This window comes from Leucobacter luti (assembly GCF_004217175.1).
Lineage (GTDB): Bacteria > Actinomycetota > Actinomycetes > Actinomycetales > Microbacteriaceae > Leucobacter > Leucobacter luti.
Genome location: NZ_SHKI01000006.1, coordinates 385,822 through 410,254 on the forward strand (window position 1 = coordinate 385,822; position 24,433 = coordinate 410,254).

Sequence of the window (24,433 nt, forward strand, 5' to 3'; positions counted from 1 at the left end):
GATAGTTGATTGAAGTCAACTAATGCCGGGAGTGCGCGCGCCGTGGGCGGGGCGCGCCGGTGCCGTCGGGTACGGCAGAATGGACGCATGGGACTTGAGACCGGCAGCATCCGCATCGGCGTCATCGGCGGCGGGCAGCTCGCCCGCATGATGGTGCCGCCCGCGATCCACCTCGGCCTGCGCATCAGCGTGCTTGCCGAAACCGAGGGCTCGAGCGCCGAGCGCGCCGCCGACGTGGTGGGGGACTACCGGGATCCGGAGACCGTGTACGCGTTCGCCGACACCGTCGACGTGGTGACCTTCGATCACGAGCACGTGCCGCAGGAGATCCTGCACGAACTCGAGCGCCGCGGCGTCGCCGTGCACCCGCGGCCGGGCGCGCTGCAGTTCGCGCAAGACAAGATCCTGATGCGCGAGAAGCTCGGCGAGCTCGGCGTGCCCGTCCCCGCGTGGGCGGCCGTCTCCGACGCGGCGGAGCTGCAGCGGTTCATCACCGAGCACGGCGGCCGCGCCGTGGTCAAGACTGCCCGCGGCGGCTACGACGGCAAGGGCGTGCGTGTCGTGTCCGATGCCGCCGAGGTGCGCGACTGGTTTACCGCACTCGCGGAGGACGGACACGGCGGGCAGCTGCTGGTCGAGGAGCTCGTCGACTTCACTCGCGAGCTGTCCCAGCTGGTCGCGCGGCGTCCGAGCGGTGAGACCCGCACCTGGCCCGTCGTCGAGACGATCCAGCGCGATGGCGTCTGCGCCGAGGTGATCGCCCCCGCCCCCGTTGCCACCCCCGCGACGCTCGACGAGGCAGCCCGCATCGGTGCGATCGTCGCCGCGGGCGTCGAGGTCACCGGTGTGCTCGCCGTCGAGATGTTCGAGACCCGCGACGGTCGCGTACTCGTCAACGAGCTGGCGATGCGCCCGCACAACTCCGGCCACTTCTCCATTGAGGGCTCCGTGACGAGTCAGTTCGAGCAGCACCTGCGTGCTGTCGCCGACCTCCCGCTCGGGGACACTCGGATGACCGCACCGGCCGCGGTGATGGTCAACGTGCTCGGCGGCCCGGCCGAGGGGCCCATGCCCGTGCGGTACGCGGCGGCGCTCGCGGCCCACCCAGAGGCGAAGATCCACAGCTACGACAAGCAGCCGCGCCCCGGCCGCAAGGTGGGGCACGTTACGGTCGTCGGCGACGACCTCGCCGCGGTGCGCGCGGCCGCGCAGGCGGCCGCCGCCGCGTTCGACTGAGCCGCGACGCCCGCCCGCTCGGTCCCGGCTACGATTGACGCATGGCACAGAGCGCAGCGCCCATCGTCGGCGTCATTATGGGATCCGATTCAGACTTCTCCGTGATGGCCGACGCCGTCCAGGTGCTGCGCGACTTCGGGATCCCGCACGAGGTCGAGGTCGTCAGTGCGCACCGCACGCCCGACAAGATGGTCAGCTACGCGCGCGAGGCTGCCGGCCGGGGCATCCGCGTGATCATCGCCGGCGCCGGCGGCGCAGCGCACCTGCCCGGCATGGTCGCGTCGATGACCACGCTCCCGGTGATCGGCGTCCCGGTCCCGCTCGCCACGCTCGACGGGCTCGACTCGCTGCTGTCGATCGTGCAGATGCCTGGTGGGATCCCGGTCGCGACCGTGTCGATCGGCGGGGCGAAGAACGCCGGCCTGCTCGCGGCCCGAATTCTTGGCGCCGCGGACTCGGATGTGGCCGAGCAGCTTGCGGACTACGCGCAGGGGCTGACCGACGCGGTCGAGCTGAAGAACGCTGCGCTCCAGGCGCGGGTCGACGACGACGCGGCGAGGTAGCTCGCCCGTCGGGGCTTCGCGGCCCCGCGGCTCACCTCGCCGCCGGGCGACGCGGCGCCGTTACAGGTTCGCGTGGGTCTCCCACAGCTGCCACGCGGCCCCGTTCCAGCTGAACCCGCGGCTGCGATCGCCAGCGAGCACCGAGAGCGTGGTGAGCGAGTTCGCCTCGCGGAACAGCGCCCGGAAGCGGTCGGCGAATTCCTCGGCCGTGTCCGCCGCGATTCCCGCGTCGAGCACCAGTTCCTCCGTGGCAGCGTTGCCCGCGTGCAGCACGGGAACCGCGGCGCGCAGGGCCGCGAGCGTGAGGTAGCCGCTCCCGGCGAACGCCTGCGGCAACAGCAACACCGACGCACCGGACACGATCGCGCCGATATCGGCGAGCTCCTCCGGGCGGATCACGAAGACGCGGTGCTGCAGATCCTCGGGTACGGCCTGCTGCGGGCTCTCGGCGGCGTTCTTCTCGCGGCCCGCGGGGGCCGGGTCGATGCCCTCGAGCACCACGAGCGGCGGCAGCTGCCCGTCAGCGCGGAGCGCGTCGTACACCCACTCGAGCCGCCCGTGCTCGCCCGGACTCGCCGTGGTAAGTGCGTACTCCGCCGGGAGGCCGAGCGCCGCGCGGCGATCGGCTGAGCCCGAGTTCGCCAAGAACTCGGCCGGCGGCGCAAGCTGCAGCACCTGCACGGGCAAATCATCGCCGTAGTGCTCCTGCAGCACGCGCGCGGTCGCGTGCGTGGGCGTGAGCACCACATCCGCGAGCTTGACGGCGCGGCGCGCGAACGAGCGGTACAGGCGGGCCTGCGAGGCGCCCAGCAGCCCGGGGGCGTCCCAGGCGAGGCTGTGAGACACCGTCACGGAGGTCTGCGAGCCGTCGTCTTCGCCGCGCGATCGGAGCGGCACCAGCGGAGTGAGCGCGTGCACGAACTCGCCGTCGAGCGGGCGGGCGGTCGCCCCGGTCTGCCAGGCGAAGGGAAGCATGCTTGCCCGCATCGGCAGGTGCTCGGTGCGGATCAGCGGGGACGTGAACTGGGGGTTTGCCGCACCGCGAGAGACCAGGTACCGGGCGCTGCAGCTGCGGGGCGCGGTGTCGGCGACCGCGATCGCGAGATCGCGCGCGGCAGCGGCCTGGGTCTCAGCCTCCCAATCGGGGAACGGATCGGCGATGAGCGTGAGTATTGCCACGTCCCGCCCCCTTCCTGCCGATGTGCTGATGTCAGTTCGTGATTCCCTCATTCTATGGAGTGCGTGGGTGGGAACTGGCACACATTGCGGAGCGCCGTGTCGGAGTGAGAGTGAATCGTAATGTTTGGGCGTCTGGGTGTCCACAAAAAAGTCTGCGCGGGCCCGATCGGCTGGACTTTCGCCTTTTCTGCGGGTGGTGTCGGGAACCACCGGGGTGAGCGAAGTACCCTAGTCACCATGCGTGTTTTGCTCACAGGTGGCGCCGGGTACATCGGCTCGCACACCGCCCTCGTCCTTCTCGAGCGCGGGCACGAAGTCATCGTGCTCGACGACTTCTCGAACAGCAGCGTCGAAGCGGTGCGGCGGGTGGAAGAACTCAGCGGGGCGTCGATTCAAGTGATCGAGGCAGATCTCGCCGATCGGCGTGCCGCGACCGCGGCGCTCGCGGGAGTCGAGTTCGACGCGGTGATCCACTTCGCCGGACTCAAGGCCGTGGGCGAATCGGTGGCGGAGCCCGTGCGGTACTACCGCGTCAACCTCGATTCGACGCTTGTGCTGCTCGACCTCATGCGCGAGCGCGGGGTGTCGAACCTCGTGTTCAGCTCTTCCGCAACCGTGTACGGGGATCCGGAGACCTCACCGATCGACGAGCTGCAGCCGGCCGGTGTGGGACTGACCAACCCCTATGGGTGGTCGAAGTCTATGAACGAGCAAATCATCCGCGACGCCCAGCGGGCGTGGCCCGAGCTCAGCGCCGTGCTGCTGCGCTACTTCAATCCGGTGGGCGCGCACCCGTCGGGCAGGATCGGCGAGGACCCGAACGGTATTCCAAACAACCTGATGCCGTTCATCGCGCAGGTCGCGGTGGGGACGCGCGAGCGGCTGAGCGTGTTCGGCGAGAGCTACGACACCCCCGACGGGACCGGCGTGCGCGATTACATCCACGTCATGGACCTCGCGGAGGGCCACGTCGCCGCGCTTGAGCGCGGCTCCAGCGGCGTCCGCACCTACAATCTCGGCTCGGGCACCGGATCGAGCGTGCTCGACGTGGTGCGCGCGTTCGAGGCAGCCTCCGGGCGGCCGGTGCCGTACACGGTGGTTGCACCGCGGCTGGGCGACGTCGCCGAGGTGGTCGCCGATCCGAAGCTCGCGAACGACGAGCTCAACTGGCGCACCACCCGCACGCTCGCTGACGCGTGCCGAGACTCCTGGGCCTGGCAGTCGGCGAACCCGGGCGGGTACAGCAAATGAGCCTCGACCTCGAGCGGCCGCTGCGCAACCCGGACGTCGAATCGCCGCAGCTGATGACCAAGCGCGCTCGCTGGCTCGTGGTGCTCGGCTTCCTGCTGCCGGGGAGCGCGCAGCTGCTCGCCGGAAACCGGAAGCTCGGGCGCTTCGGTCTGACGGCGACGGTGATCCTGATCGTCGGGCTCCTCGCGACGCTCGCCGGGATCCTGTTCGCCCGCGTCGCGACGCTCTCGTTCTTCACCAACAGCATCGTGCTGCTCGTGCTCCAGATCCTGCTGATCGCGTACGCGGTGCTGTGGCTGGTGCTCGGCTTCGACACCCTGCGGCTGACCCGACTCAAGCGGGCGCACCGCGGCTGGCGGGTTCCCATTGCCATGCTCGCGATCCTGCTCACCGTGCTCCCCGCGTCCGGCGCCGCCTGGGCCGCGAGCACGATCAGCATTGGTCGGACAGTCTTGAGCGGGCTGTTCAGCGGCGCGCCCTCGGTCGAACCGATCGACGGCCGCTACAACATCCTGCTGCTCGGCACCGACGCCGGGGCCGACCGCGAGGGGATGCGCCCCGACAGCATCTCTCTCGTGAGCGTTGACGCGAAGACGGGCGAGTCGGTCATCATCGGCATTCCGCGCGAGCTCGCCAACGTGCCGTTCCCCGAGGACTCGCCCATGTACGAGCTGCACCCCAATGGCTTCGGCGTGGCGCCGAACACCTACGGGGACTGGGGCGGCTGCGAGGTGGGCCGCTGTATCCTCAACGGCCTGTACGCGGAGACCGAGTACTTCTACCCTGAGCTCTATCCGGACGCGAAGGCGAACGGCTCGTCGCCGGGCATCGAGGCGACCAAGGACGCCGTCACCGGCGCCACCGGGCTCGAGGTGCAGTTCTACGTGCTCATCAACATGGACGCGTTCGAGAGCATCATCAACGCGCTCGGTGGCATCACGATCGACGTGAAGGAGCGGCTGCCGATCGGCGGCGACCAGTACGGCAACAACGTCGAGGGCTGGATCGAGCCGGGTCTGCAGGGCATGGACGGCTACACGGCGCAGTGGTACGCGCGCTCTCGCTACGGCTCGGCAACGGGCGACTACGCGCGGATGGAGCGCCAGCGCGAGCTGCAGGCCGCGATCCTCGCGCAGATGAACCCGAGCAACGTGCTGCTGCGCTTCCAGGACGTCGCGGCCGCGGGCACCCAGCTCGTTGAGACCGACATCCCCGAGTCGATGCTGGGCCGCTTCGTTGACCTCGCGGCGAAGGCGCGGGCGCACTCGCCGCTCAATGTGGAGCTCGTGCCGCCGGCGGTGGACCCGGAGTACCCAGACTTCAGCGTGATCAGGCAGCTCGTTGCCGACGGGGTCGCCGCGGCGTCCGCGGACGCGCCCGCGGAGTAGTCGCGTCATGGCAGTAACCGGCAGCCTCACGGCCATCCCCGCGACGCCCGCGGCCCCCGATGCCGCGGCCGCCGCGGGGGGGCCACCGCCACCCCCGCGAGCCCGGCCCGCCCTGCGGTGGCGCGTGGGCGCGATCGCGAGCTGGCTCCTGATCGGGTTCGGTGCCGTGTGTGCGGGTATCGCCCTGTGGGTGCGCCGCACGTTCGGTGAGATCTCGATCGATCAGCTCATCTCGAACCTGCCCGGCGGTGGCGGTGAGGGGGCAGGCGGATCCGGCATCGTGGTGAACGCCGTGGTGACCGGGATCGTGGTGCCCCTCGCCGTCGTTGGCCTGTTCGCGTTCCTGGTGACGAAGTCGCTGCGCGCCCTGCGCGAGCACGGGATCCTGCGCGGGGGGCGCCTGCTGGCGGTGCGGATCCTGGCGGCCGCGCTCGCGCTCATCGTGCCAATCGTGGGCGGCGGGTTCCTCGGCGCGACGATCGGGGTGCGCGACTACGTCGCGGCACTGATCCACGAGTCGACAACTGGAACCAGCCTCGGCGACTACTACGTGGCGCCGGAGGTGCCGCCGACGCTGAACACTGACGCGGCTGCCGCGGGTACGACAGCCGCCACGGGCGCGCAGCCGAAGAACCTGATCCTTATTTACCTTGAATCGATCGAGAACACGTTCGCCGACGACGAGGTGTTTGAGCGAAACATGCTCGCGCCCGTGCAGGAAGCGACCGCCGGGTGGGACACCATCCCGCAGTTGCAGCAGTACGACGGCGGCGGCTGGACCATGTCGGGCATCGTCAGCACGCAGTGCGGGATCCCGCTGCGCACGGCGAACGCGGTCGGGGACAACACCGAGCTCAACGAGCTCGGCTCAGACGCCCCGGTCGCGAGCTACCTCGCGGGAGCCACCTGCCTCGGCGACGTGCTCGCGGGGGCCGGGTACCGCAACGTGTTCCTCGGCGGCGCGGACGCGAGCTTTGCCGGCAAGGGGGCGTTCCTCGAGAGCCACGGCACCGACGAAGTGCAGGACCTCCCGTACTGGCAGGACCTGGACGAGACCGAGATCCGTGAGGACTGGGGCCTGTCTGACCGGCGCCTGTTCGAACGGGCGAAAGACAAGGTGGTGCAGCTCCACGACGCCGAGGAGCCGTTTGCGCTGTCGATGCTGACGCTCGACACCCACGAGGGGCCGCGGGTCTACGGATACTGCGACTGGGACAGCGACGCCGAGGCCCCCATGACCGCGATCACGTTTTGCTCAATGGAGCAGGTCGCAGGCTTCGTTGACTTCCTGGGGGAGCAGGGAATCCTCGAGGACACCGTGGTGGTGCTCATGGGCGACCACCAGAAAATGATCGCCGAGGGCGGGAGCTTCTGGAACGAGCTCAACGGCCGCGAGGGGCGCACCATCTTTAACCGGGTCTGGAGCCCGGACGACATCGAGATCGTCACACCCGGGATCGATCAGTTCAGCGTCTATCCCACCCTGCTTGAGCTCCTGGACATCGAGCTGCCCGACCACCGCGCCGGGATCGGGGTGTCGGCGCTCGCCGCCGACGACGAGGTTCCTGCCGGGTCGATTCGGGATCTCGACGCGGACGAGTACCGCGACATCGTGCGGTCCCGGTCCGTCGATTTCTACCACGAGCTCTGGCGAACTCCCGGTGCGCAGGGCGATGTCACCACCGCGCCCTAGACTGGGCGAGGTTCATTTGGTTTGTGAAAGGGGTGTGCACGCATGCGCGTGACCGCCGTACTGGTTGCCTACAACCGGCGGGAGCTGCTGCGGGAGTCGCTTGAAGCGCTTGCCGCTCAGAGCCGACCCGTCGACCGCCTGATCGTGGTGGACAACGCCTCAGAGGACGACTCGGCCGCCGTCGCTGCCGAACTGCTCGAGCACTGGGGCGAGCGCGGCCGCCTGATCCGCCTCACCGAGAACACCGGCGGCGCTGGCGGCTTCGCCACCGGGATCGCGGCGGCCGTCGCGGAGGAGTGCATCGACTGGGTGTGGGTCATGGACGACGACACCGTCCCAGGCCCCGACGCCCTCGCCGGCGCCCTCGACGCGCACGCGCGCTACCGCGCATCGGGCCAGGACGACCTGGCCGTGATGGGCTCCCGCGTGGTGTGGACGGACGGGGAAGACCATCCAATGAACACGCCGAAGGCGAAGATCAGGGCGGGGGCGGCCGAGCGCGAGCGCGCCGCGGACGCCGGCGGCATGGAGATCCGCTCGATCTCGTTCGTCTCAGCGTTCCTGCGCGCCGACCGCGTGCGCGACCTCGGCCTGCCGATCGCCGACTACTTCCTGTGGAACGACGACTTCGAGTACTCGGCCCGGCTGCTGCGCGGCGCGCGCGGCCTCTACGTGCCCGGCTCCGTGGTGACCCACAAGACCGCTAAGCGCGGCTCAAGTGATCAGGACCCGGGCCCCCGGTTCTTCTTCGAGGTGCGCAACAAGCTGTGGGTGTTCCGGGCCAGTCCCGCGCTCTACGGCTGGGAAAAGGCGCTCTACGCTGCAGCGACCGCCCGCCGCTGGTTCCGCACCTTCCGCGCGTCCTCCGATCGCGCGCAGCTGCGCGACTGCCTGAAGCGCGGCTGGCGCGACGGCTGGCGCACGCGCCCGCGCTCGACGCGGGAGGTGCTGCGCGACACCGGAGTGCCCGTCGACGTGATGGTCGCGGTGGAGCGGCTCTCGAAGCTCGAAGAGCGGTAGCGGCTAGGCTGGGGACACCATGTCGCACACCCCCAGCCCCGCCGCGCCCTCCGGGGATTTCTCCCTGCTGCTCCCGGTGTACGCGGGCGACACCCCGGAGTTTCTGCGGCTCGCGTTTGAGAGCTCAGTAAACGAGCAGACCCTGCGGCCCGCCGCCGCCGTGATCGTGCAGGACGGGCCAGTGCCGCCCGCGCTTGGCGCCGAGCTCGACCGCATCGAGGCCGCCAGCCCGATCCCCGTCACCCGCGTGGTGCTGCCCGAGAACCGCGGGCTGACGGAGGCGTTGAATCGCGGCCTCGACGCGTGCACTCACGCGGTCGTGGCCCGGATGGACGCCGACGACGTCTCGGTGCCCGAGCGCTTTGCGCGCCAGTGGGAGCTCATGGCGCAGGGTTACGACCTGGTGGGCACGGGCATGGCCGAGTTCGAGTCGGATCCGAACGTCGTCGCCTCGCAGCGGACCCCACCGGTGGGGGCCGCACGGATCCGGGACCACGCGCGCACCCACAACCCGTTTAACCACCCCACCATGATGTACCGCGTCGACGCGCTCACTCGCGTGGGCCGCTATCAGCCGTTCGGCAAGATGGAGGACTACTGGCTCGGGGTGCGGCTCATCGATGCCGGCGCGAGGGTCGAGAACATCCCCGAACCGCTGCTCAAGTACCGTGTTGGGGCTGGCGCCTTCGCTCGCCGGGGTGGCTGGGCCGAGGCCCGCACCGAGTGGCGGCTGCAGGGCGAGCTGCGCCGCATGGGCTTCATCACCCGCGGGCAGTACCTTCGCAACGTGGTGATGAAGGGCGCCTACCGGCTCATGCCGGCGGGCCTGAAGCGAGTGCTCTTCCGCGGGCTCGTGGGCCGCGGGCTGCCGGGGGATCGCGCGTAGCGAGCGGCATCACTGTGCTGCGACGATTCCGCGGTTAGGCTTGGACACATGAAACTGGCGCGCAGTGGTACCCGAATCTCTGCGGCCGTCGTGACGCTCGCGCTCGGGCTCGCCACACTCGGCGGTGCCCCTGCGGCGGCAATGGCCACCGCAACCGTGGCCGGGGGCTCCACTCACGCCGTCCTGGACGCTCCGGAGCTGCCGGGCGAACCGGTGACCGAGGAGCCGACGCCCACCACGCCAACGCCTGAACCTACGCCCGAGCCGTCGCCTGAGCCGACGCCCGAACCGACCCCGGCGCCGACGCCCGAGCCGGAGGTCAGCGAGCCAGCCCCGACCGATCCGCCCGCGGAGATCCTCGGCGCGAACGGCGGCGCCGTCTCCGATTCCCCGGGACCCGCGACTGCACGGCCGTGGGACGGCTCACAGACGCTCCCGGTCCCCAACGCGAGCCGGCGCGCGCTCATCGGCGACGACTACCCCCAGAAATACAAGCGGCTGCCAATGGAACCGGTGATCTGGGACGAGTGGAATTTTGCGCATCGGCAGTGCACCTCGTTCGTCTCCTGGCGCTTGAACCAGGTCAACAAGGTCCCCTTCAGCAACCAGTACAAGGGGCTGTACCGCTGGGGCAACGCGGCGGACTGGGCGGCATCGGCGCGCAGCGTGGGAATTCGCGTGGACACCACGCCGGAAATCGGCGCGGTCGCCTGGAGCGGTGCCTACTACAAGGGCGCTTCGTGGGCCGGGCACGTGGCCTGGGTCGCGGATGTCCTCAGCGACGGCCGTGTGGTCATCGAGGAGTACAACTACGGCTGGGCGGGCGCCTATTACACGCGCACCATTCAGGCGAATGACTTCCAGGGATACATCCACGTGTCCGACCTGACTCAGGCATTCTCACAGGCCCCGAAGCCGACGATCTCCGGGGTACCAATGGTGGGCGGCACGCTGACCGTGAGCGCCTCCGGCTGGTCTCCGCGGCCCGACACGACCCGCTACCAGTGGTTTGCCGGTGGAACCGCGGTGAGCGGTGCGACGGGCACGACGTTCCAGCCGCGCCTCGCGGACCTCGGGAAACGAATCACGGTTGAGGTCACCGGGGATAAACCGCGGTACCGACCGACCACCGTCGCGTCCACGGCGACCGCGGCCGTTATGATGGTCGACAGCAACGGAAACGGCATCGATGACACCCAGGAGATGATGCCCTGGAACTCCGATGTGAACGGGGACGGGCTCCCGGACGCAGTCGGGTTCGGGAGCAAAGGGGTCTCCGTTGCGCTCCGCACAAAGACAGGCTTCGGTCCTGCTCGTACCTGGGTTGCCGGGTTCGGGACCGGGAACGGGTGGAGCACCCTGGCTCACCCGCGTGCGCTGATCGACGTCAACGGCGATGGCAAATCGGACGTGGTCGGGTTCGCCGAGGATGGCGTGTACGTTGCGCTGAGCACGGGCAGCGGTTTCGGCGCGGCCAAACGCTGGTCGGCGCAGTTCGGTGCGGCGAGCGGGTGGTCGGTGCAACACCATCCACGCACGCTCGTCGACGTGAACGGTGATGGACGACCGGACATCGTCGGCTTCGCCTCGAATGGCGTTCACGTGGCCCTCAACACTGGCTCCTCGTTCGCGGGGATGACCAAGTGGTACGACGGCTTCGGCACCGCGAAGGGCTGGACCGTTGACACGAGCCCGCGAATGGTCGCCGATATGAACGGCGACGGACTGCCAGATATTGTTGGCATTTCGAAGACGGGCGTGTACGTGGCGCTCAACACCGGCACGCGGTTTGCCGCGATGACGCAGTGGTCTTCGGGGTTCGGGCGCGGCAGCGGCTGGAGTACCGCCGCGCACCCGCGCACGCTCGCCGATGTCAACGGCGACGGTCGCCCAGATCTCGTCGGGTTCGCCACGAACGGCGTGTACGTGGCGCTGAACGGCGGCACGAGCCTGCAGACGATGAGACTCTGGCGTGCGGGCCTCGGAAACGCGAACGGCTGGCGGATCGAGAGACACCCCCGCATCCTCGCTGATGTGAACCGCGACGGGCTCGCGGACGTTGTCGGTTTCGACCACAACGGAGTCGTGGTGGCGCTGAGTACCGGGAGCGGGTTCACCGCGCCGAAACGCTGGTCGTCGGAGTTCGGAGCAAAGGACTGGAGTACGGCTCAATCGCCCAGGTTCGTGACCGACACGAACGGGGACGGCCGGGCAGACATCGTGGGCTTCTCGAGCCAGGGCATTCAGATCGCGACGAGCACCGGCAAGGAATTCGGCGCGTCGCAGCTGCAGTACCGCGGATTTGGCTTGGACGCTGGCGGGTGGAAAGTCGCGGGGCACCCCCGCGCGATGGGGATCTACACGCTCGGCGGAAAACACGTTCCGACAATTTCGGGACAGGTTCGGGTGGGGCAGCGGCTCACCGCCCACCGGGGCACCTGGTATCCCAAGCCGGTGCGACTGACTCCGCAGTGGCTGCGCAACGGCCAACCGATTCCGCAGCAGACGGGGACCAGCTATACGCTCACCCGGGCTGATCTCGGCGCAAAGATCTCCTACCGGGTCAGGGGCACCAAAACCGGGTACATGCCGATCACGCGGGTCTCGTCGGGGTACACGGTCCTGCCGGGACAGCTCACGGTTTCGGCCGCACCGACAGTGACGGGGACGGCGAAGGTGGGGCGGACGCTGACCGCGTTGCCGCGCACCTGGCGGCCGCAGCCAGTCACGCTGAAGTACCAGTGGTACCGGAACGGGTCAAAGATTCCCGGCGCGACACAGGTGACCTACAAGCTCACGCGCGCCGATGCCGGGCAGCATGTCCGGGTGACCGTGATCGGGGCGAAGTCTGGCTATACGACGAAGTCGCGCGTGTCGAAGTACATTCGGGTCGCGAAGTAGGGGCGCCGCCGTTCTAGGGCGAGCAGTCGGGGCCGAGCCGCTCGCTAGCTGCCGTCGCGGAGGGCGGTGACCGGTTCGATCCGGGACGCCTTGACCGCTGGGTACGTGCCGGCGACGAGTCCCACCAGGGCGCCCGTTGCGATGCCGAGCGCCGGGACCCACAGTGCGATCACCGGAGTCCACCCCTGGACGATCGAAATACCCACGAGTGCAAAGACGCCCGCGCCCGCGCCGATGAGACCGCCGAGCACCCCGGTTGTTGCGGATTCGAGCATGAATTGGGCTGAGATGTCGCGCGTGCGCGCCCCGAGCGCGCGCCGGAGGCCGATCTCCCCCACCCGCTCCATCACCGACATGAGCGTGACGCTCGCGATCCCGATTCCGCCGGCCAGCAAGGCGATAATGCCGAGTACGAGGAAGACAATGTTGATATCTGCCTGGATTCCCTCCTGTAGATCGCCCGGGCCCGAGGGGGCCTTCACCGCGTATGACTCGGGGGAGTTCGGAGAGAGCGCGATCGGTGCCTGCTGCTTCACTACCGGACCGGCCCCGATCTTAATCCGGAGGTCGAGCGTCTGGGGGTGTGCAAGGTCGAGTTGCTCCCGCGCGGTGGTGAGCGGCATGATCACCGAGCGCAGGAGCGAGCTGCGCGTTGCGACCTCGTCGAGGATTCCGATGACGGTGTAGGGGACCCCGTCGATGAAGATCGATGGTTGTCGGTTGACTCGGTTGATACCAAGACTCTTGGCGGCTTCTGCGCCGAGCACCACGACGCGGTCTGCGCGCTCGTCGTGTCCAGTGTCAAAGAAGCGGCCGGTCTGGATATGCCCGGCTACCGTGTCGAGGAGACCGGGAGAGGCGGCGACCACGTCGGGGGCGATGCGCTTTGCGCTCGTGGGATCGTAGAGCTCGACCATCGAGATTTCGGGCTGTGTCTCGATCTCGGCGACGAGGGCGGCATCCTCAATCCCCGCGAGTCCCTCGACTCGTGTGACCGCATCCCACGGCAGCGTCACCTTGGTGCGCTGCCGTTCCTCCGCTTGGGAAGCGGAACTCGCTGGTTCGACGGTCACTCGCGTCGCAGCGACCTGGTCGAACTGCTTCGTAATTTGCCCAGCGGTCGTCTGTGCCATGCCGATCGTGGTGACGAGCGAGGCCACCCCCAGGACGATGCCGGTGAGGGTAATCAGGAGCCTGGACGGGCGCGAGCCGACACTCGTGAGCGCCTCGCTGACGAGATCGGCGCGGGAGAAACCGACGCTGGCGGTGCTGGGAGACGCGACCCGTGGCGACGCCTCGTGCGCGGAGTCGGTCATGTGAGCTCCTGGAGGGTGCCGTCGGAGATCCGGATCCGACGCGCCGCCCGCTGCGCAACATCGTCGTCGTGCGTGATGATCACGATCGCGATGCCGTCGGCGTTGAGCTCCTCGAACAGCTCCATGACCGAGTCCGAGCTGTTTCGGTCGAGGTTGCCGGTTGGCTCGTCCGCGAGGAGGAGCCCCGGGGACGTACACACGGCGCGTGCGATGGCGACGCGCTGGCGTTCGCCGCCGGAGAGCGTTGCGGGGGTGAACGAGACCCGGTGGCTGAGCCCCACGCGGTCGAGGGCGGCGCGTGCCCGTTCCTCTCGTTCAGCGCGGGGGACCGGGGCGTACATCGCGGCGAGCATGACGTTCTCGAGCACCGTGCGCCGCGAGAGGAGGTGGAAGGCCTGGAACACGAAGCCGATGTGCTCGCTGCGCAGTGCGGCACGCGCATCTTCGCTCATCGTCTCGGTTGCGACCCCACCGAACCGCAACGCCCCGCTCGTCGGGCGGTCGAGTAGACCCAGCATGTTGAGGATCGTTGACTTCCCAGACCCCGAGGGGCCCACAATCGCCAGATAGTCGTTGTGGGCGATGCGCAGGTCGACACCCCGGAGCGCGTTCACGGCGGGGGGACCGGGGAAAATCTTTGTGAGATCGACGGCGTCGACCACCGGAACTGTCGGGTCAAGCCGGGTCATCATCTCCCGATCACGACGTGTGCCCCGGGCTCCACCAGCGGGTCGTCGGAGATGACCTCTACGAAGCCCTGCGCTGACAGGCCAAGCTCGACCTCGATCATCTCCGTGGAGTCAGGGTCGGCGTTCTGTGAGGGGGCGATCTCGATCCGGCTGCTGCCGTCGGGGCCAGCGGTGATTGCTGCGATCGGCACCGCGAGCACCTCGCCCCCCGTCGATTCGATCTCGAAGCGGACGCGCACGTTGCTATCTCGCAGCGCCTGCGTCTGTGCCGAGGTGAGTTTCTCTGGTCGAAGCTGAACGAGATAGGGGCCGCTCGGCGCGTCCGTGCTCTCCCCGGACTCATCCCGCTCATCCGACTCGTCGCTCGACTTCTGCGTCTTCGCCTTGCTGACGCTGCGCACGGTGGCGGTGAGCTCTTCTCCGCCGGTCACGGAGAAAGTCGCCTCCATCCCCTCCTCGATCATCGGTGCGGCCTGCTTGGTGAGCGAGCCGGTCAGGGTGAGCGTATTGCCGGAGACGACCATTGCCGGGTCTGAGAGCGACTTTCCGCGTTCGACGTTGACCTCGTCGACGCGGCGGGGCAGGTTGGGGAGGAACATCGCCTCGCTGGCTGGCAGCCCCGGAAGCGCGGCCTCATTGGCGACGGCGAGGTCGTCCTGCGCGGCGGCGACCGCGGACTCGGCGGAGCTGACCTCCGCGGCCAGGGTCCCCAGATCTTCGGGCGCCTGCGCCTCCGCGAGAACTGCTTGGGCGAGTGCGACGTCGCCCTCGAGATCTGCAATCTCGTTTGCCGGGGCCTGCGCCTTGACCGCAGTGTCGAGCGCGCGCTGCGCCGAAGCGACCGCGTTCTGCGCCTCAATGACCGCGGAGCCCGAGCGTGGCTGGCTGCCTGCCGCGTACGCGGCATGCGCCGCTGCGAGAGCGTCGTTTGCCTCCTGGAGCGCGCGCTCGGCGGCACGCGCGCTCCCGTCGCCTCCCTCGTCCCGATCGCCCACCGGTGCGTCGCTGCCGGGAGCCGGATACCCAAGATTCGTGTAGAGCGCCTGCAGTGCTTGAGCAGTCGTTGCCGTGAACGTATCGGTGTTGTCAACTGCGTAGCCGAGGGAGGCGAGGGCGGTGTGGAGCTGCACCACGTCGGGGCCGATCGACCCAACGGCGAGGTCGCGGTACGCCGGCAGATCGCCCGGGAGCACAATCACTGGGCGGCCGGACACCTCAAGCGCGAGATCCTGCGCGTTGAGCACCGAACTTACCTTTGGGACACGACCGGTGACGATCGCCGTCTCAGCACCGGATTCGATCTTCACCTTGACCGCCCCCGCGTAGCCGACGTCTGCGCGGGTGACGACCGTGTTCTCGATCACCCGCTCTTCGATCTTGGCTGTCACTACTCCTGCCTCCGGCGGCGCGGTGCGTGCGGCGAGCTCGGCGGGAGACACGATGAACTGCATGACGCCAATGCCGAGCAGGAGGAACACCACGGCGACAGCGGCGACGAGCACAACGAGACGCTTGTCTCGCCACTGGAGCCGCTCTGCCCCGGGCGCTGACGCGGTTTCGCCGCCCGCGTCGCCCTCGGGCTCCAGACCTTCGGGCTCGGTGTCTGCTGCGGAGTCTCGGAGTTTCTTGCCCATCGCGCTACTGTGCGGACTTCTGCACACCCGCAACGAGCGCGTCGAGCTGTGCCTTGTGCTGATCGACGAACGCCTGCTCGAGCTCGTTGTATGCGTTCGCGAGCCGCTCGTCGTACCTCACGCTCTGCGCGCACTCGGCGTCGGGCACTGCCAGCTCGATCTCGCGCTGAGTGAACTCGGCGGCAGCGTCACCCGTCAGATCGATGTAGTCGTCCTCGTTCTCGCCCTGCGCGAGCTGATCGTACTCGTCGTAGAGCGGAGACGCCAGTTCCTCGCGGCCGCCGGCGGCTTCGCTGGTGAGGCCCTTGCCCGCCATGCACTCCTGCCACTCAGCATCGAGCGTAGCCTGGACCTCCGGGTCGATATCGTTCTCGGAGTACTCATCGAGCGCGTCCCAGAGATCCTGGAACGCGGGATCCTCGTAGATCTCGGCGTACGGATCGGCGTCGAGATCGAGCGCGGCTTGCGCCTGCTGGTAGCAGCCGACGTGCGCTGCGGGGGGATTCGCGCCCGGTTCGAAGTCTTCTTCTTCTTCCTCCTCGACCGTCGGAGCCAGTACCTCGAGATCGCCGCCGGGGAGCTCTGCGCCCGTGTCGGTACCGTACAGCGCGTCGGCGTATGCCTCCTGCTCGGATTCTGACAGCTGCTCGACGTACGCGATGTTGGGGCTCTCCGCGGTGGGCTCGTCGTCGAGCTCAATCGTGGTGTCGTCGAGAGCCTCGTCGCGGCCAGGCCAGTCTGCAATGCCGAAGCCGTAGGTCTTCGCGAACTCGAGCGACCCCCACTCCTGCCCCGCAGAGTCACCGTCTTCATCTTCGTCGCTTGGCTCCCCGTCGACCCACTTCTCGGGGGTGTACTCGAAGCCCTCCGCGGTCATGCACTCGGCCACCGCGTTTTCCACCGCGTCGTTCTCGGCCGCGCCATAGTTTGCCGACTGCGAAAGCGCCTCATCGATCTGCGTAAAGTACGCGGAGAGCGGACCCTCCTGGATCTTGGACGCGCCGCTGTCGCTGCTGCATGCGGTGGTGAAGATGAGTGCGGCCGAGGCGACGACACCCAGCGCGGTCACGGTGACGGAACGATTCATGCGGCTGAGGTTTCCTTGCGGGTTGGTGACGCGCTGTGCGCGAGGCAGAATAACAGCGATGTGCGCTTCCCCGCAGATGAGGGGAAGCGCACATCAGGACTGGAAGCTAGCGCTTCACAATCTTTGACGCGCCAGTGGTGTAGCCCGGTGCGTACGTCACGCTGCCGACCTTCACCTTGACCTGGCCGCCGGGGCGGAGCTTGTGCTTGTAGCTCACGTTGAACGTCTTGCGCGCGTAGTAGCCCGAAGCCGCCAGGCGGTTCGTCGCGACCTTCTTGAAGCTCGACTTCCCCTGTGCCTTGTAGTAGACCGACACCTGCGCACCGGACTGGTAGTCCGGGGCGGTCACGGACATCTTGAACCCGCCGTTGGGGCGTGAGTACCCGCTGTACGAGGTGTTCCGCTTCGAGTTCTTGGTGTTCGCGGTAACCGTGACGTATTTCAGCGCGCTGTAGCGGGTGGTCACCTTGTTGGGCGAGTACTTGCGCTCGGTCACCGGGAGGGTGAACTTATAGCGGCCGGGGCTGGTTGAAGAGAACACGGTGTAGGTGACCTTGCTCGTCTTGTTCGGGTACACCTTCTCCCCGTACACGCGGAGCCGATTCACGTTCGCGCTCTTGATTCCCTTGTTGCGCTTATCGCTTGACACCTTCGCCGAGCTGAAGTCTGCCTTCGTGGTCTGGTACGAGGCGTTTGCGTCTCCCGAGAACTTGAGCGTCCCCGCGACGTCGCGCCACCCCGAGGAGGGCTGCGCGGCCTTGCTCGGGTACTTCACCTCAGGGGTTCCGAACGCCGCCGCCTGCGCGGGAACCGCTGCGCCGAGGCTCAGTACAACGGCTGCGGCAAGGGCAAGCCCGCCTCGTCCTAGTTTCTTCGTGAGCACGTGTGATCTCCTTGACCTGAGTATTCGTGTGGGTGGGACATGCGGTTCAGAGCGCCCCGACGTGACACTCGACGAATGATCTCGATAGCGTCACCGCTCGAACGGTGCACGGAGAACACCCTCTGAAATTGCGGTGAACCCTGGACGAGCTTAACTGTGAATTTGCCGTCAGGAGATATTTGCGTGAAATACACGCGTCATGTTGGTGGAACTTGCGCGCGAGCGCGGGCGCGAGCGGTCCGTATCCTCGCGAATGAGTGCTGAGCAGCGCCCCTGAGTATGACAAGTAGCCGCACCGTTGAATCTCGCCGATTGGCTCGGGTGAGGTGCCGTAAACTACCCAGGTTGTATTGGTGGGTGGGAAGGCACGATGAGCGAGACCGTAAAACTGGATGTCCCGCGTGCTGCACCGACCCCGCACAGCCGGATTCGCTTGGATATCCAGGGGTTGCGGGCGGTCGCGGTCGGCGTCGTCCTGCTCTTCCACGCGAACGCACCGTTCCTCCCGGGCGGCTTTATCGGCGTCGACGTGTTTTTTGTGATCTCCGGATTCCTCATCACCGGCATTCTGATCCGTGAGGCCTCCGCCACGGGACGTGTGAATCTGGCGGGGTTCTACGCGAAGCGGGTCCGGAGAATTCTGCCGGCTGCCACGCTGGTGCTCTTGGCGACCGCGGTGCTTTCAGTCCTCTTTCTTCCAGCGATTAGGTGGCAGAGCATCGGGGGCGAGATCATCGCTGCCGCGGTATACCTCGTAAATCTCGTGTTCGCCGCGAACACGAACTATCTCAACGCCGAGGTGGCCGCGAGTCCCATCCAGCACTTCTGGACGCTCGCCGTCGAGGAACAGTTCTACATCGTCTGGCCACTGCTGATTATTGTGATGCTGTACCTGGGGAGACGTTTCCTTGCGCGTCTGGGCCGCGCCCGTCAGCTCCAGATCCTGCTCCCCGCGGGAGTGCTGCTCCTCTTCGTTCCCTCTCTCGCGTGGTCGGCGGTGTACACGGCGACTGACCCTGCGCCGGCATACTTTGCAACGACAACCAGGCTGTGGGAGCTTGCGGTTGGGGCAATGGTCGCGGTGTTCGCGACTCAGCTCGCCCGGATCCCTGACCGGGTGGGGTTCTGCCTGGGCTGGGCTGGGCTGCTCGGTATTGTGGTCGGGAGTGTGGTGTACACCGCAGCGACGCCCTTCCCCGGAGTCGCGGCCCTGCTCCCCACGCTCTCTGCCGCCGCGATCATCGTTGGCGGCATGGCGGGCCGTGGCGAACGTGGCGCGGGGGCACTCCTCTCGCTGCGGCCAGTGCGGTGGGTCGGCGACATCTCGTACTCCCTGTATCTGTGGCACTGGCCGCTCGTGGTCGTGGCAACGTATCTGCTCGGAGGAAGCCTGCGGTTCCGCGAGGGGCTCCTGGTGATTGCACTCTCGTTCTTGCCAGCGTGGCTGAGCTACCGTTTCGTGGAGAATCCGTTCCGGGACTGGAAGCGACTGCAGGAGAGCGCCGGGAGTGCACTGCGCGCCGGTGCGGCGCTGGTAGGGGTTTCTGCGCTGATCGGGGCCGCCCTGATGCTGGCACCGACGGTGACGCAGGGGAACCAGCTCCCGCCGGGCGGGGCGCTCGGTGCGATGGCGCTGGTGTCTGACCCCGCGGCGGGGGATCCAGCCGCTCCTGTGGTCGGCGGATTCACCCCCACCGCGGTGGACGCGCGCAACGACAACCCGGTCGTGTACGCGAGTGGCTGCCACGCTGACCAGGGCTTCACCGAGCACCCCGGGTGCACCCTCGGAAATGCAGATGCGGAGACCACGCTCGCGCTGGTCGGCGACTCGCACGCGGCCAGTTGGGTGCCCGCGCTGCAGGAGATCGCGGCGAAGAACGACCTGCGGCTGCGTGTCTATACCAAGTCAGCGTGTGGGTTTGCGGACGTGGCCACGGTCGCGGGCGGCGACGCGCGCTACGACGCCTGCAGCGATTGGAACGAGCGCGTGATGGAGCAGCTCATCGCTGAACAGCCTGACCTCGTGCTCACCACGAACTCTGTTGAGCGCAAGGTGTGGGATGACGGACCCCTGACCATGTCGGAAAGCGTGCAGCCATTTTCGGATGGGCTGCGGCGAAGCTGGGAATCACTCAACGCCGCGGGTATTCCTGTCACAGTGATCAGAGACGTGCCGCGCATGGATATCGACGTGCCGGAGTGCGTCTCTGCCAACCCGGGCAACCTTGCTGAGTGCGCCGTCGCGCGTGCGACGGCGGTCGACGCGCAGGCGACGCCGGAGATCAATGCCCAACGCGGCCTTTCCGAGACCGGGCTCGTTGACCTCACGAACTGGATATGCCCCGCTGAGGCGTGCGCGCCGGTGATCGGAAACGTTCTTGTGTGGCGGGACGGACACCACCTCACCGCGACCTACTCAGCGACGCTCGCTACGCCGCTTGAGGACGCGCTGCGAGAGAACACGGTCTCGCGCGAGCTGTTCACCGAACGCTAGCTCGCGCTTTCGAGCTAGCTCGGAGCAACGGGCGTGTGTGCGATCGACGAGTACGCAAGGGCGGCGCCGCCCGCTGCCCAGCCATCGTGGAGCCGGCGCGCGTGAGCCTGGGCGCCCCCGGTCGCGACGTGCGCCAAGACGCGCTCAAGCTCGGCGGCGGCGGAAGCGCCGTCGAGTGCGCACCAGTGCACCGCGTGCTTGCGCAGAGCGGCACGGTCGATGCGTCCGGCGCGCGCATCGGCGACAAACGCGGCGGCGTCCGCCGGGGTGAACACCGACGGGAAGACCGCCTCGTCGTCAAGGAATGGGTAGTTGACAGGCGACTCATCGAGTCGGATGGTCGCGGTTGGAATGCCGAGCGCTGCACTCTCCCACGCCACCCCGCTCGAGAGCTGGAACATGAACGGGACCCCGGTGTGGAGCAGGTCGAGCGTGCGGTGCTCCGTGTCGATCCGCCAGCCGCTCGGCATGAGTGCCTGCACCTCGGGCAGGTCTGAGCGCGGATGCGGTGCCACGGTGGTAGCGCCGAGCTGCGGGCTGGACACCGCTGCGAACACGCGCCGGATCGTTTCGGCGGGATGTGGTGAGAGCGCCACGACTCCCGGACTGGCCGGGTCGATGCTCGGCATCGGGGCGGAGAGGACGTCGCTCCCGAGGTTGCCGACGATATCAAGCTGCGTGCGCGGCACTGCCAGTTCGCGCGCATAGAACTCCACCTCGCCCGGCCCGCGAAGCCCGGCATACGCGACCGGGAGGTCTCGATACGCGGAGTTCACCGCCACGGGCGCGTGCGGCACGTAGATCACCGGCACGCCCTGCTCTTCTGCGGCGATGAACAGCGCGCGCATGATCGGGGAGTGTTGCGTGGATACGAGCACGCCCGAGAACCGCGAGAGATCGAACCCGCGATAGATCGAGAGCGCCACCACCACCTTGTACAGCTGGTTCTCGAATGAATCGATTACCGCGGCCGGGACCCGGCCGTTGAGGGTCTCGGCAATGCGGCGCTGCGCGAGCGCGAGGGCCGGGGAACCGAACAGCCTTGCACGGTCGTCCTCACCCGGCAGGTCAAGTTCGATGGGGACCCCGCGGTGCGCCACGCGCTCAAGTGCGCGGGCCTGGTTGACCGTTTCGGTGGCGACAAAAAACGAGTCAAGGATCAGATGGGTCGCGGGCCGAAACGGACGCTTCTCCGGGGCGAGATCGCTGATGCTCGAGGGGAGCGGGCCCCGCAAGTGGGACAGATCAATCGCCGGGCGCATCGCCCACAGCAGCGTCTCGGTTTCGTCGGTGATGTTCATGCCGGCCAACCCCTCCTTGTGCACAGGCTTTCATCCTAGAGTTTGTCCTGCTCCCGGTAGGCTGAGAGTACGAGTGGGGCGTGAATCGCGGCCTCGCAGCGCACGTGAGGAAACAGTGGGAGACAGAACCGTGAGTTCCAACTCGAACGCCTGGGTCGTGATCCCAGCGCGGGGCGGATCCGTTGGGGTGCCGCGGAAGAACGTTCGTGAGCTCGCCGGTAAGCCGCTGATCCACTACGCCATCGAGACAGCACTCACGGTAGTCCCGGCGGATCGCGTGTGGGTGGTGACCGATGACGACGAGATTGCTGCGGTCGCGCGCGCCGGTGGCGCGAGAACCGTGCGTGAAACGATGCCGACTCCCCCCGAGGAAACCCTCGACACGAAGATCCTGCGCACACTGCCGCGGCTGCGTGAGGCGGGGGCGCGCGAGTCGGACGTGGTGGTCACGGTACAGCCGACCTCACCGCTCCTCCGCCCCGAATCACTCGAGCGCGTGATCCGAGCGTTCGATGACGAGAATACGGCCTCGGCACTGACCGTCGCTCTTGACCAGCACCTGCGGTGGGGACACGACGCCGACGGCGGTGTCGTCCCGCTGTATGCGGCTCGGGTGAACCGACAGCAGCTGCCGCGTGAGTACCGCGAGACCGGCGGAGCGATCGCGGCGCGCCTGCGGACCATCGCCGAGTCAGGAACCCGCATTGCGGAGCCCGTCGAGGTGGTCGTGGTTGACCAGGACGAGGCGATCGACATTGATAACTTCGCCGATGTGCTCGCTGCTGCCCACATTCTCACCCGACTCCGAATTGCTATCCGAGTCGACGCGTCTCGGACGCGTGGGATGGGGCACGTCTATCGGATGCTCGCCCTCGCATCCGAGCTCGCGCGGCACAGCATCACCATCTACTTGGGCGAAGAAGCACCGCTCGGCGCGAAATTTTTCGCGTCGCGCCCGTACCCCACCGCAACCGTGTCGGACGAGGACGAGTTCATTGGGCACCTCGAGCGCACCCAGCCAGATCTCGTGGTGCTCGATGTACTCGACACCGACGCCGCGACGATCTCACGAATCCGTGCGGCGGTGCCCGGCTGTCGGGTGATCTCATTCGAGGACAACGGACCCGGTGCGGGCTTGGTAGACCTGCTCATCGCGGAGTTCGTCGACGTGGGTGACGTGCCAGGCGAGCGGGTGCTCAGCGGCATCGACTTCGCGCTCCTTGGGCCGGGGTTTGAGCGCTCGCGGCTCGGAGCTGCGGCCGATGGCGCGGCACTGCCGGAGAAGCCCGAAGTGCAGGAGGTGCTTGTGCTGTTTGGGGGCACCGATCCGGCAGGGCTCTCTGCGCGCGCGCTCGCGTCCCTCGCGCGCGTCGGGTACCGCGGAAACGTGACGGTTGCCCGGGGACTTGGCGCGCCGGCAATCCACTTTGAGGCGGCGCAGGCCCCGTTCACGCTCGAGGTGCTCAGCGATGTCCAAGACATGCCCGGACTGATGCGCCGCGCTGACTTCGCGTTCACCTCCGCGGGCCGCACGATCGTTGAGCTGCTGAGTCAGGGGACGCCGTCGCTGTGCCTGGCGCAGAACGAGAAGGAGCTCACGCACACGCACGCGACGGCTGCCCACGGCGTGCTCGCGCTCGGGCTCGGAGACGCAGTGTCCGACGCCGAGCTCGACGGAGCGGTCCGCACGCTGCTCGACGACCACGAGCTGCGCCACGACTACGCGGAGCGCGCAGCGCGCGCTGGCGCGCTGCGGAGCAACCGACGCACGATCTCCGAGATCTTCACCCGCCTTGGATTCGCTGAACTCAGCATCCCCTAACGCACCCGAAGCCAGCCACTACCCGTGAAGGACCCCCGAATGTTCGATCGCTCATACGCCGACCCGTACATCATCGCCGAGATCGGAGTGAATCACGAAGGATCGCTCGCCCGCGCGAAGGACATGATTAGCGCGGTGGCGCGCGCCGGTGGCCACGCGGCGAAGTTCCAGACGTACACGGCGGGACTCCTCGCGAGTGAAGCGCACAGCCCGTCGTACTGGGACACGTCGCAGGAGCCGACGACCTCGCAGTACGAGCTCTTCCAGCGCTTCGACGGTTTCGGCGCGGACGATTACGCTGCGCTCGCTGCGCACTGCCGGGAGGAAGGGATCGATTTCCTCTCGACACCGTTCGATCTCGCGGCGGTGACTACGCTCGCACCGCTGATGCCCGCGATGAAGATTGCATCGGCGGATCTGACGAATGTGCCGCTGCTGCGCGCGGTTGCGGCCGTGGGCAAGCCGATCCTCATGTCGGTGGGCGCATCAACCCACGACGAGATTCGCTGGGCGCTCGACCTGCTCGAACGCGCGGGCGCCGGCGAGATCGCACTGCTGCACTGCGTGCTGCGATACCCGACGCCCCCGGCGCAGGCGAACCTGCTCGGGATCACAGAACTGCGCGAGCGCTTTGGCGATCGTGCGGTGATCGGCTACTCGGACCACGTGGCACCGACGGAGCGTGGGACGACCCCGGCGCTGGACATGGCCGCAACGCTGGGCGCGCGCGTCATCGAAAAGCACTTCACCGACGACCGCACGGCACGCGGTAACGATCACTACCACGCGTTTGACGAGGCCCAGCTGGCGAGCTTTGTGCGGACGCTCGCGGAGTATCGCGAGCTCGCCGGAGACGGCAAACCAGATGTCTCGGCCCAGAGCTCGGCAATCGAGAACGCGCGACGGCGGGTCTTCGTGAGCGAGGACCTCAGCGCTGATACCGAGCTCACCGAGGCGCACCTGCGCGCGCTCCGCGCAAACGTGGGGGTCGAGATCGCTTCCTGGGACGACGTCGTGGGGCGCAGCCTGCGCGCAGACAAGCGGGCTGGCGACCCGATCGAGTGGGACGATCTGCGGTAGCCCGCGGGCG

Annotated in this window: 18 protein-coding genes; 11 read left to right on the forward strand and 7 right to left on the reverse strand. The window is 67.9% G+C overall.

What is annotated here, in order from left to right; genetic code table 11:
- The first annotated feature begins 87 nt into the window (after window positions 1-87).
- Together EV139_RS13095 and purE are read left to right on the forward strand one after the other, a co-directional pair.
- Complete coding sequence (locus EV139_RS13095) at window positions 88-1,236, forward strand: 5-(carboxyamino)imidazole ribonucleotide synthase (protein WP_130454777.1); 1,149 nt, start codon at window positions 88-90, stop codon at window positions 1,234-1,236.
- Window positions 1,237-1,277: 41 nt separating this feature from the next.
- Window positions 1,278-1,799, forward strand: a complete 522-nt coding sequence (gene purE / locus EV139_RS13100) for a 5-(carboxyamino)imidazole ribonucleotide mutase (RefSeq protein WP_130454778.1) — start codon at window positions 1,278-1,280, stop codon at window positions 1,797-1,799.
- Between the two features lie 60 nt (window positions 1,800-1,859).
- On the opposite strand, the gene EV139_RS13105 is transcribed toward purE, so the two are convergent.
- Window positions 1,860-2,978 (reverse strand): glycosyltransferase family protein, encoded by a 1,119-nt coding sequence (locus EV139_RS13105; protein ID WP_130454779.1) that lies wholly within the window; start codon window positions 2,976-2,978, stop codon window positions 1,860-1,862.
- Between the two features lie 237 nt (window positions 2,979-3,215).
- Between EV139_RS13105 and galE the strand changes: the two genes are divergently transcribed.
- The 6 genes from galE to EV139_RS13140 are packed head-to-tail and all read left to right on the forward strand — an operon-like array spanning window position 3,216 to window position 12,117.
- On the forward strand, window positions 3,216-4,229 hold the full coding sequence (galE, locus tag EV139_RS13110) for a UDP-glucose 4-epimerase GalE (RefSeq protein WP_130454780.1): 1,014 nt from the start codon (window positions 3,216-3,218) through the stop codon (window positions 4,227-4,229).
- Complete coding sequence (locus tag EV139_RS13115) at window positions 4,226-5,617, forward strand: LCP family protein (RefSeq protein ID WP_130454781.1); 1,392 nt, start codon at window positions 4,226-4,228, stop codon at window positions 5,615-5,617. Before galE ends, EV139_RS13115 begins: the two co-directional genes overlap by 4 nt.
- Before the next feature lie 7 nt (window positions 5,618-5,624).
- A complete protein-coding gene (locus EV139_RS13120; protein WP_130454782.1) occupies window positions 5,625-7,310 on the forward strand; it encodes a sulfatase-like hydrolase/transferase in 1,686 nt (561 codons plus the stop codon).
- A gap of 42 nt (window positions 7,311-7,352) precedes the next feature.
- The gene (locus EV139_RS13125; RefSeq protein WP_130454783.1) at window positions 7,353-8,330 is read left to right on the forward strand and encodes a glycosyltransferase; all 978 of its coding nucleotides are present in this window, start codon (window positions 7,353-7,355) and stop codon (window positions 8,328-8,330) included.
- A gap of 19 nt (window positions 8,331-8,349) precedes the next feature.
- Entirely contained in the window at window positions 8,350-9,216 is an 867-nt protein-coding gene (locus tag EV139_RS13130; protein ID WP_130454784.1) for a glycosyltransferase, read from the forward strand.
- 48 nt (window positions 9,217-9,264) lie between these two features.
- Entirely contained in the window at window positions 9,265-12,117 is a 2,853-nt protein-coding gene (locus EV139_RS13140; protein ID WP_157993047.1) for an FG-GAP-like repeat-containing protein, read from the forward strand.
- Between the two features lie 44 nt (window positions 12,118-12,161).
- Here the strand turns inward: EV139_RS13140 and EV139_RS13145 are convergent, their stop codons facing one another.
- The 5 genes from EV139_RS13145 to EV139_RS13165 form a co-directional block, all read right to left on the reverse strand.
- Complete coding sequence (locus tag EV139_RS13145; protein WP_130454787.1) at window positions 12,162-13,433, reverse strand: ABC transporter permease; 1,272 nt, start codon at window positions 13,431-13,433, stop codon at window positions 12,162-12,164.
- Window positions 13,430-14,125, reverse strand: a complete 696-nt coding sequence (locus EV139_RS13150) for an ABC transporter ATP-binding protein (protein WP_130454788.1) — start codon at window positions 14,123-14,125, stop codon at window positions 13,430-13,432. Before EV139_RS13150 ends, EV139_RS13145 begins: the two co-directional genes overlap by 4 nt.
- Window positions 14,122-15,756, reverse strand: a complete 1,635-nt coding sequence (locus EV139_RS13155; protein ID WP_130454789.1) for a hypothetical protein — start codon at window positions 15,754-15,756, stop codon at window positions 14,122-14,124. The genes EV139_RS13150 and EV139_RS13155 overlap by 4 nt, the downstream gene beginning before the upstream one ends.
- A gap of 4 nt (window positions 15,757-15,760) precedes the next feature.
- Entirely contained in the window at window positions 15,761-16,843 is a 1,083-nt protein-coding gene (locus EV139_RS13160) for a hypothetical protein (protein ID WP_130454790.1), read from the reverse strand.
- A 106-nt stretch (window positions 16,844-16,949) separates the two neighbouring features.
- Window positions 16,950-17,726: a hypothetical protein gene (locus EV139_RS13165; protein WP_130454791.1), complete on the reverse strand. Its 777-nt coding sequence runs from the start codon at window positions 17,724-17,726 to the stop codon at window positions 16,950-16,952.
- Between the two features lie 370 nt (window positions 17,727-18,096).
- Between EV139_RS13165 and EV139_RS13170 the strand changes: the two genes are divergently transcribed.
- Window positions 18,097-20,220 (forward strand): acyltransferase family protein, encoded by a 2,124-nt coding sequence (locus tag EV139_RS13170; RefSeq protein ID WP_130454792.1) that lies wholly within the window; start codon window positions 18,097-18,099, stop codon window positions 20,218-20,220.
- A 14-nt stretch (window positions 20,221-20,234) separates the two neighbouring features.
- Here the strand turns inward: EV139_RS13170 and EV139_RS13175 are convergent, their stop codons facing one another.
- Window positions 20,235-21,521, reverse strand: coding sequence for a hypothetical protein (locus EV139_RS13175; RefSeq protein WP_157993048.1), 1,287 nt, complete (start codon window positions 21,519-21,521; stop codon window positions 20,235-20,237).
- A gap of 130 nt (window positions 21,522-21,651) precedes the next feature.
- Here EV139_RS13175 and EV139_RS13180 point away from each other — a divergent pair, with 130 nt between their 5' ends.
- Together EV139_RS13180 and EV139_RS13185 are read left to right on the forward strand one after the other, a co-directional pair.
- Window positions 21,652-23,343 carry a cytidylyltransferase domain-containing protein gene (locus EV139_RS13180; protein WP_157993049.1) on the forward strand — a complete coding sequence of 564 codons (1,692 nt, stop codon included), beginning with the start codon at window positions 21,652-21,654 and terminating at the stop codon, window positions 23,341-23,343.
- 39 nt (window positions 23,344-23,382) lie between these two features.
- Window positions 23,383-24,423: an N-acetylneuraminate synthase family protein gene (locus EV139_RS13185; RefSeq protein WP_130454795.1), complete on the forward strand. Its 1,041-nt coding sequence runs from the start codon at window positions 23,383-23,385 to the stop codon at window positions 24,421-24,423.
- Window positions 24,424-24,433: the final 10 nt, after the last annotated feature.

Coding starts and splice junctions, on each gene's coding strand:
- EV139_RS13095 (WP_130454777.1), top strand. CDS start 88: ATGGGACTTGAGACCGGCAGCATCCGCATCGGCGTCATCGGCGGCGGG.
- purE (WP_130454778.1), top strand. CDS start 1,278: ATGGCACAGAGCGCAGCGCCCATCGTCGGCGTCATTATGGGATCCGAT.
- galE (WP_130454780.1), top strand. CDS start 3,216: ATGCGTGTTTTGCTCACAGGTGGCGCCGGGTACATCGGCTCGCACACC.
- EV139_RS13115 (WP_130454781.1), top strand. CDS start 4,226: ATGAGCCTCGACCTCGAGCGGCCGCTGCGCAACCCGGACGTCGAATCG.
- EV139_RS13120 (WP_130454782.1), top strand. CDS start 5,625: ATGGCAGTAACCGGCAGCCTCACGGCCATCCCCGCGACGCCCGCGGCC.
- EV139_RS13125 (WP_130454783.1), top strand. CDS start 7,353: ATGCGCGTGACCGCCGTACTGGTTGCCTACAACCGGCGGGAGCTGCTG.
- EV139_RS13130 (WP_130454784.1), top strand. CDS start 8,350: ATGTCGCACACCCCCAGCCCCGCCGCGCCCTCCGGGGATTTCTCCCTG.
- EV139_RS13140 (WP_157993047.1), top strand. CDS start 9,265: ATGAAACTGGCGCGCAGTGGTACCCGAATCTCTGCGGCCGTCGTGACG.
- EV139_RS13145 (WP_130454787.1), bottom strand. CDS start 13,433: ATGACCGACTCCGCGCACGAGGCGTCGCCACGGGTCGCGTCTCCCAGC.
- EV139_RS13150 (WP_130454788.1), bottom strand. CDS start 14,125: ATGATGACCCGGCTTGACCCGACAGTTCCGGTGGTCGACGCCGTCGAT.
- EV139_RS13155 (WP_130454789.1), bottom strand. CDS start 15,756: ATGGGCAAGAAACTCCGAGACTCCGCAGCAGACACCGAGCCCGAAGGT.
- EV139_RS13160 (WP_130454790.1), bottom strand. CDS start 16,843: ATGAATCGTTCCGTCACCGTGACCGCGCTGGGTGTCGTCGCCTCGGCC.
- EV139_RS13170 (WP_130454792.1), top strand. CDS start 18,097: ATGAGCGAGACCGTAAAACTGGATGTCCCGCGTGCTGCACCGACCCCG.
- EV139_RS13175 (WP_157993048.1), bottom strand. CDS start 21,521: ATGAACATCACCGACGAAACCGAGACGCTGCTGTGGGCGATGCGCCCG.
- EV139_RS13185 (WP_130454795.1), top strand. CDS start 23,383: ATGTTCGATCGCTCATACGCCGACCCGTACATCATCGCCGAGATCGGA.